The following is a 7374-nucleotide window of genomic DNA, read 5'->3' as shown; positions in this document are numbered from 1 at the left end:
AAATCAAATAATCACTATAAAGATCAAGCATATCCATTTAATTCCCTCCCTAAAATTAAGGGCGGAATTCTAATGCTTTTTAGTCAAACTACAAGTTTATGTGCGTAACATGAGTTAGTGAGAAAAAGAGGTGTAACAATAAAGATGTTGTTCTAGCCGCCACTAATTATTATGGTTTCATGGCCGTAAAAAAACCTAAAGAAGAGCGGGATGAACTAAGGGATAAATTAATCGAGAAGCCCGCCCTAATGTAGACATCGCGACCTGTCGGACTTAAAGTCGGCAGGTCTCTCCCACTTATTTAATACCCAAAAGTTAGCTAATCATTTCACGCCATTGATTAGCCATGATACAAAAAAGATCTGCAGTTATTTCCGCATCATAAATTGCTGAATGGGCCTCATTGGGATCGAAGCCTAAACCAGCTGCATGGGCGGCTTTTGCCAGAACAGTTTGTCCATAGATGAAACCGCCTAAGGTTGCGGTATCAAAACAAGTAAAGGCATGGAAGGGGAAATGTAACCCGGTTCTTTTGACTGCTTCTTTTAAGAATAATAAATCAAACCAAGCGTTGTGCCCCACTAAAACAGCTCGTTGACAGTGGGTTTTTTTAAGCTCTTTATGTATTAATTGAAATAAATGCTCTAAGGCTTGATGTTCTTCTATGGCGAAACGTAAGGGTTGAAAAGGATCGACGTGGATAAAATCGAGTGATTTTTGATCTAATTCGGATCCTGGAAAAGGAATGATGTGTTCAAAATGACTTTCTTTCCTTTGCAGGAAACCGTGCTCATTCATACTGAGAAACACGATACATATCTCTAAAAGAGCATTTTTTTGGGGGTCAATACCGGCCGTTTCTATATCAACGATTACAGGTAAAAAACCACGAAAACGATCTTTAATATTGGTGCTAAGAATAGTTTTACGCGTTTTCATCACTAACCCTCCACTCTACTTCTTCTCCAGCGCCCATGGGTACTACGCTGTGGGCGCCTAAAGGCATGGATAAAGGAATTTTTTGCGGCTTTTGCACTAATTCTATCTGCTCTTTATTAATTGGTAATTGGTAGAACTCAGCACCATAGTGGCTCATAAAAGGATTCAAGAGTGCTAATTTATTTAAGCGGGCAAAGACTTGCGTATAAAAGGCTAAAGCAAAAGGCGCGGAATAAATACCGGCGCAGCCACAAGCATGTTCTTTGGTATGCACTGCATGCGGTGCACTATCGGTGCCGGCAAAAAATTTAGGATTTCCACTAATAGCAGCTTGCTGTAAGGCTTTTTGATCCTGCTCATGTTTTAAAATGGGTAGGCAGTAGAAATGAGGCTTAATGCCACCAGCCAATAAATGATTACGATTATATAATAGGTGGTGAATGGTAATGGTTGCTCCTACGGTTGGAGGGGCCTCACGCACAAAGTCTACCGCAGCTTTAGTCGAGATATGTTCGAGTACGATTCTTAAGTGGGGGAAATTTTTAACTATAGGTTTTAAATATTCTTCAATAAATAAAGCTTCCCGTTCAAAAATATCGCTATGGGTTACTTCCCCATGAATTTGTAAAACCAAATTTTGTTCCTGCATTAAGGCTAATAGCGGATAGAGAGCGGTTAAGGTTTTTGCTCCGGCCTCAGAATTCGTAGTTGCGCCAGCCGGATAAAGCTTTGCTCCTAAAATGTAGGGAATTTGGGCTGCCCTTTCTAACTCGGCTGCTTGAACCGATTCATTTAAATAAAACGTCATATAGGGAATAAATGTACTATCTTTAGAAGTAGTAGCACTAATTCTTTCTCGATAATTATTGATGGATTCAACAGTCGTTAAGGCAGGTTTTAAATTAGGCATCACTAATGCCCGTGCGAAATGAGCTGCTGTTGCCGGTACGGTGTGTTGTAGGAGTTCATTATCACGAAAATGGACATGCCAATCATCAGGGCGATTAAGGATTAAGGTTTGCATATAAAGAATATAGTTGCTTTGCCGATAGCCAAGAATAACACGAATAGCCGACTTAGGATGAGTAGCGATGGCAAATAATTACAGGTGGGTACAATGGCTTAAAACCGGGGTATACGCATCTTGCCTAGTTTCCTCTTTAGGATTTGCGGATATAACTCATCTTGATTTTGCTAGTCCAATGGGCGACGAAGAATGGCGAATGTCTGGAAATCCATTGCGCTGTGGTTTATCCCTGGCAATTCCCAATTATGGAGTAGGTTATTTTGAGCAGTATGCCACCAAGAATCCTCATTTTATCTTGCGCACTTGGGATCAGGTCCAACGGACCTTACCTGCTTTAGTCTTGGCCAGCCCGCCTGTTTGGAAAGCGGGGCGAAATTACCTGGTCGCTAAATCCTTTATTAAACCCGGAGAATACGGCATATTTTTACCCCGCGATCCCACTTTGAAATTGCTTTCTTTTTTATTGCAAGGCTACCAAGCTAATTTTAACTACCGCAATGAACAAGGTTTTACTACAACGGTTATTTTATCACCGATCCGGTTCCAAAAAGTCTATTCTAAATACCAACATTGCATCAGTAATTTATTACCTTTTAATTACAATGATATCAAAGAAAGTATTCTGCATTTTGCTTCCGATAGCCGAATGATCACTGATGAGGATAAAGTCCAGCTTCAAAAAATAGTCCGCTATGTTGCTGCGGACAGCCAAGTCGAAGTGGTCCGGGTGGTTGGTTATGCTGATGATAGTGGGCGTAAAGGGTATAATAATGCGATATCAGAATATCGTGCCGAAGAGGTGAGCCATTACTTGCTTTCGCAAGGATTGCCTAAGAAAAAACTCTATGTTACTTGGGTAGGTGCCCAACAACCGGTAGCCCGAAATGATACAGATGAAGGCCGCGCTGCAAACAGACGCGTAGTTGTCAATGTGCTCAGAAAATAGATCCCTTGGTTAAATTGAAGGTATCTTTTTGAAAATATTCATTTTTTTTATTAGAATTCCTTGACTTATTAAAATTCAGTGCAAATACTCATATCATTGCATGTTTCTTGTTTGCAGGACATGTAAGGTAATGATTTGTCAATGAGTTATTCATGACGAGTACTCAGTTAATATTCTAGTGGAGGCAATGCATGCTAAATTTGAAAAAAACAGCCCTGGCTGTTCTTGCTTTAGGAAGCAGTGCAGTGTTTGCTGGTACTATGGGACCAGTTTGCGCCCCTGGTAATGTTACTGTTCCTTGTGAAAAAACTGCGTGGGAACTAGGTGGATATGCACTTTATTTACAGCCAGTGCATACTTCAGGACCCTTTGCCTACTTAGGCAATTTCGGTAGTAGTTTTAATGCTGTTGATGCAGGTTGGGACTGGGGTTTTGCCTTGGAAGCTGCGTATCACTATGGAACAGGCAATGATGTTAATGTGAATTGGAATCATGTTGATTTTAGCTCTGATCATTTTGTTACCTTAGCAGACATTCGACATTATGAAACTACTTGGGATGAAGTTAATGTCGAGTTAGGTCAGCGTGTTGATTTCAGCACTACCAATACCATGCGCTTTCATGGCGGCGTACAGTACTCAAGAATAAACTCTGGGATTAACCGCGGTATAGAATTTACCGGTTTTAATTCCGATTATAATGGTTTTGGTCCACGGGCTGGTTTAGATATGTCTTACAATTTGGGTAGTGGCTTTGGCATCTATGCAAAGGGTGCTGCAGCATTACTAGTGGGTACCAGTAGTTTTTCTGACTTAGTGAGCGTCGGTACACTTTCAGGCTCTAGAACCGCTGTTGTTCCTGAGTTTGAAGCTAAATTAGGGGCAAATTACAGTTATGCCCTTGCGCAAGGGGACTTAACTCTTGATGCGGGATATATGTGGTTTGACTACCTAAACGTTCATCATAATACTGTTACAAGCTCTCTTGCAACAGTGGGTGTGGTGAGTGATGGCAGCTTTGCGGCTTCTGGGCCATACGTTGGTTTGAAGTATGTAGGTAATGTATAATAGGGGAACTTTTTAAGAAATTTCAGTAATACTGTTGACTTTATTAAAGTCCAGCTGGATAATTCATCCAGGTACGTTCTCGATTAGAGCGAAAACACGTACTGTTGCTGATATTTTTAAATTGGTAACAAACGGAAATTAATAATAAAAAAAGTGGAGATAAGCATGTTAAATTTGAAAAAAACAGCGGTAGCTGTTCTTGCTTTAGGTAGCAGTGCAGTATTCGCTGGTACTATGGGACCAGTTTGCACCCCAGGTAATGTTACAGTACCTTGCGAAAGAACTGCTTGGGAAATTGGTGGTTATGCACTATATCTTCAACCAGTTGCTAGCGGTCCTTTCGGTTATTTCGCTACTCCAGCTAATGGCGTGTTCAACACGTTTAATGATGACTGGGATTGGGGCTTTGCTTTAGAAGCTGGCTACCATTACGGTACAGGTAACGACATCAACGTTAACTGGAATCACTTAGATCACGACGTAAACTTCTACTTCCCAACTGTAAGCGATTACAGCCATTTCGAAGGTACTTGGGATGAAGTTAACGTTGAATTAGGTCAAACTGTTGATTTCAGCGCTACTAACAGAATGCGTTTCCACGGTGGTGTTCAATACTCTCGTTTAAACTCTAAAGCTAATCCTTTCGTATTAGTTGCTAACGGTTCTGGCACTACTACAGCTGGTTGGAACAATGAGTTCAACGGTTTCGGTCCACGTGCTGGTTTAGACATGAACTATGGCTTTGGTAACGGCTTTGGTGTTTATGGTAAAGGTGCTGCAGCTCTATTAGTTGGCACAAGCAGCTTCAGCGATGCAGTTCTTGTAGCTGGTGGTGGTACATACTACTCTGGTTCTAGAACAGCTGTTGTTCCACAATTCGAAGCTAAGTTAGGTGCTAACTACACTTATGCAATGGCTCAAGGTGATTTAACTCTTGATGCTGGTTACATGTGGGTTGATTACTTAAACGTTCACCACAGCACTCATCCTTCTACTGTAGCAGGTGTTACTCCTGTTATTCATGAAGGCAACGTTGCTTTCACTGGCCCATATTTCGGTCTGAAGTATGTTGGTAACGTATAATCTTAGCTAACTAAGATAATATGAAAAGCCCATCTACGGATGGGCTTTTTTTTTCTGCTGTCCTTTCTCTTCTTCCCTCCCCATAAAGTCTCATATCCAAAACACTGCAAAAAACTAGTCGTTTTAGGCGGTCAACAGGTTAATTGACGACCCATTTGACATGATGAACTTTTTTTGCATATTAGTCCTAGTCAGCATATATTTGTCAGGCTATAATCCTTGCTTCGTTAAGTCAGGAAGTAAAAATAATAAGCAGGGGGGTATCCGCATGAAGTTAAAAAAAATTTTATTGGCAATAGTTTGTTTCTCATCACCACTCTATGCGGAACAAGATCCACAGTTACAACAACAAATTAAATTATTGCAAAAGCAAACTCAAGCCTTACAAGCGCAACTTGCCCAAATGCAAAGCAAGTTAAATGCGCAAACTAAGAACGAAGAACCAGCTGCTAATGCAAGCCCAACACCAGCAAGCCCACGAGTGCCGACTAAGCCGAAAAGTAAAGCTGAAAGCTTCCACTCTACCAATCTAACGGTACATGCCCCAGAAGCTCACCCCGAATCGATTGGTTTTTATCCAACTGCGCTGGTTGCAGATAATCATGTCGTTACCTACATTGCAGGAACGCCCGTAATTAGCTCTCCCTTCCTTGGAGATCGACCGGCCTTTGATGGTTCCGACTACATTGTAAATATCTCAAGTATCAACCGCGATATTCGCTTAATGCAGCAAAGACGACGTTTGTATCGAGCGTATAAACGTATTGGCTATCCTATGCCGGAAATGCCTATTATTGCGATCAGTGGTAAGGCTGAGCCCCAGGCTGTAGTGAACCGTCCCTATGTAGGACGAACCGATGGGGATCTAACTTTAGGCTCTAGTGAAATTGATTTCGCGGCAGCTTTAAACCAAAACGTAGAAGCATACATTGCTATTGCTTACGATGAAAGTCCGCCCTCCGTTGGCCCAAGAATTAACAATTCGGCATTCAACCTCAATATGGGCTTTGTGAATATTGGGAATTTAGATAAAACTCCCTTGTATTTTACCGCCGGACAATTATACGTACCCTTTGGTCGTTACTCGAGCGCTATGATTAGTGCTCCCTTAACGATGAACATGGCGCGAACTAAATCCAGACCCTTCATTTTTGGTTATAAATCCCAGGAAGATTCTGGACCCTTTGCGGCAGTATATGGTTATAAAAGCGATACCACGCTAGGAAAATCTGGAGTAGGTGGCTTAAACCTAGGTTACGTTTTTGCTAAAGATGATATTAATGGCGAAGTTGGGGCGAGCTACATTAGCTCCATCGACGATGCGGCCGGTATGCAGATTACTGCTTCCACCCCGGGAACTACCTTTGGCGGTTTTGGTTCCTATACCAATGGTAATGAATGGGTACGTAAAACACCGGCGCTCGACATTCATGGCAATATCGGGATCGATCGCTATAACTTCGCAGCTGAATGGCTTACCGCCACCGAACCATTTAGAGCAGTGGATTTGAGCATGAATGGCCGGGGAGCAAAGCCACAATCAGGCCAGTTGGAAGCTAACATGACGTTCAAAGCCTTTGACCGCCCCTCCTCGGTAGGTATAGGCTATCAATGGACCCACGATGCATTAGCACTAAACTTACCGCTGCAGCGTTTCATTGGCGTATTTAATATTTCAATTTGGAAAGATACTGTTGAGAGTATTGAATACCGCCACGATATAGATTATGCACCCAGTCAATTTGCTAATGGCGCCAATTCCGCCATACCAACCCTTCCTGCTAACCTGCCTACGGTTGGTACTGGAAAGGGTTCTGATACGGTATCAGCACAAATAGGGGTATATTTCTAAGCGGTACAATGAAATTTGCCGTGGTGCAAGCAGGCGCCATGGCAACTGTACAATTTTTTCTAGCTAACTACTGCTGCTAAGATCTGCTTCGCTTTGATGATATTGAAGGAGAGTAAGGGCTTAGTGATGAGTGAATTCAGCAGGATCTTACTCTTGGTCTTACCCACCTATTATTGGTAGTTATATCTCTTTTCAGTGTTTTTCTTATACTCATAAAATCGCTTCATGCAGCCTATATTATTGAATTGCCTCTGGTAATCTTGAAGCCGCTCGTCGTGAAGAGTGTTGCAAACATAGTCCTTAGAAATAGAGACTAAATTTAATCGAGGAACTTCAGCCAAAATGGCGAGATCTATAGATAACTTTGCCAATGATTTAATTCGACTGGATGCCGCGGACAAGCCGCGGCAGGTAGCAGTAAGTGTTTGAACGGTAAAAATAAGTGGCAAGGAACCCAATG

The 7374-nt window shown here is 41.9% G+C and carries 6 protein-coding genes; 4 read left to right on the top strand and 2 right to left on the bottom strand.

Translation table 11 applies throughout. The features are described 5' to 3' along the window. Positions 1 to 315: 315 nt before the first annotated feature. Entirely contained in the window at positions 316 to 939 is a 624-nt protein-coding gene (gene rnt, locus ELY15_RS04725) for a ribonuclease T (RefSeq protein ID WP_127098505.1), read from the bottom strand. Then, a complete protein-coding gene (gene pyrC / locus ELY15_RS04720; RefSeq protein WP_127098500.1) occupies positions 926 to 1963 on the bottom strand; it encodes a dihydroorotase in 1038 nt (345 codons plus the stop codon). The genes rnt and pyrC overlap by 14 nt, the downstream gene beginning before the upstream one ends. A 67-nt stretch (positions 1964 to 2030) precedes the next feature. Here pyrC and ELY15_RS04715 point away from each other — a divergent pair, with 67 nt between their 5' ends. From ELY15_RS04715 to ELY15_RS04700, 4 genes are all read left to right on the top strand, one after another. After that, positions 2031 to 2912, top strand: coding sequence for an OmpA family protein (locus ELY15_RS04715; protein ID WP_127098499.1), 882 nt, complete (start codon positions 2031 to 2033; stop codon positions 2910 to 2912). A gap of 191 nt (positions 2913 to 3103) precedes the next feature. Then, a complete protein-coding gene (locus tag ELY15_RS04710; RefSeq protein ID WP_127098498.1) occupies positions 3104 to 3979 on the top strand; it encodes an Lpg1974 family pore-forming outer membrane protein in 876 nt (291 codons plus the stop codon). A gap of 165 nt (positions 3980 to 4144) precedes the next feature. Further along, the gene (locus ELY15_RS04705) at positions 4145 to 5062 is read left to right on the top strand and encodes an Lpg1974 family pore-forming outer membrane protein (RefSeq protein WP_127098497.1); all 918 of its coding nucleotides are present in this window, start codon (positions 4145 to 4147) and stop codon (positions 5060 to 5062) included. Between the two features lie 268 nt (positions 5063 to 5330). Continuing rightward, a complete protein-coding gene (locus ELY15_RS04700; protein ID WP_127098496.1) occupies positions 5331 to 6914 on the top strand; it encodes an LbtU family siderophore porin in 1584 nt (527 codons plus the stop codon). Positions 6915 to 7374: the final 460 nt, after the last annotated feature.

Source organism: Legionella sp. km772 (assembly GCF_003989735.1).
In the GTDB taxonomy this organism is placed as follows: Bacteria; Pseudomonadota; Gammaproteobacteria; order Legionellales; family Legionellaceae; genus Legionella.
The sequence above is the reverse complement of the archived record's forward strand: the minus strand, read 5'-3'. Positions and strand labels throughout refer to the sequence as shown.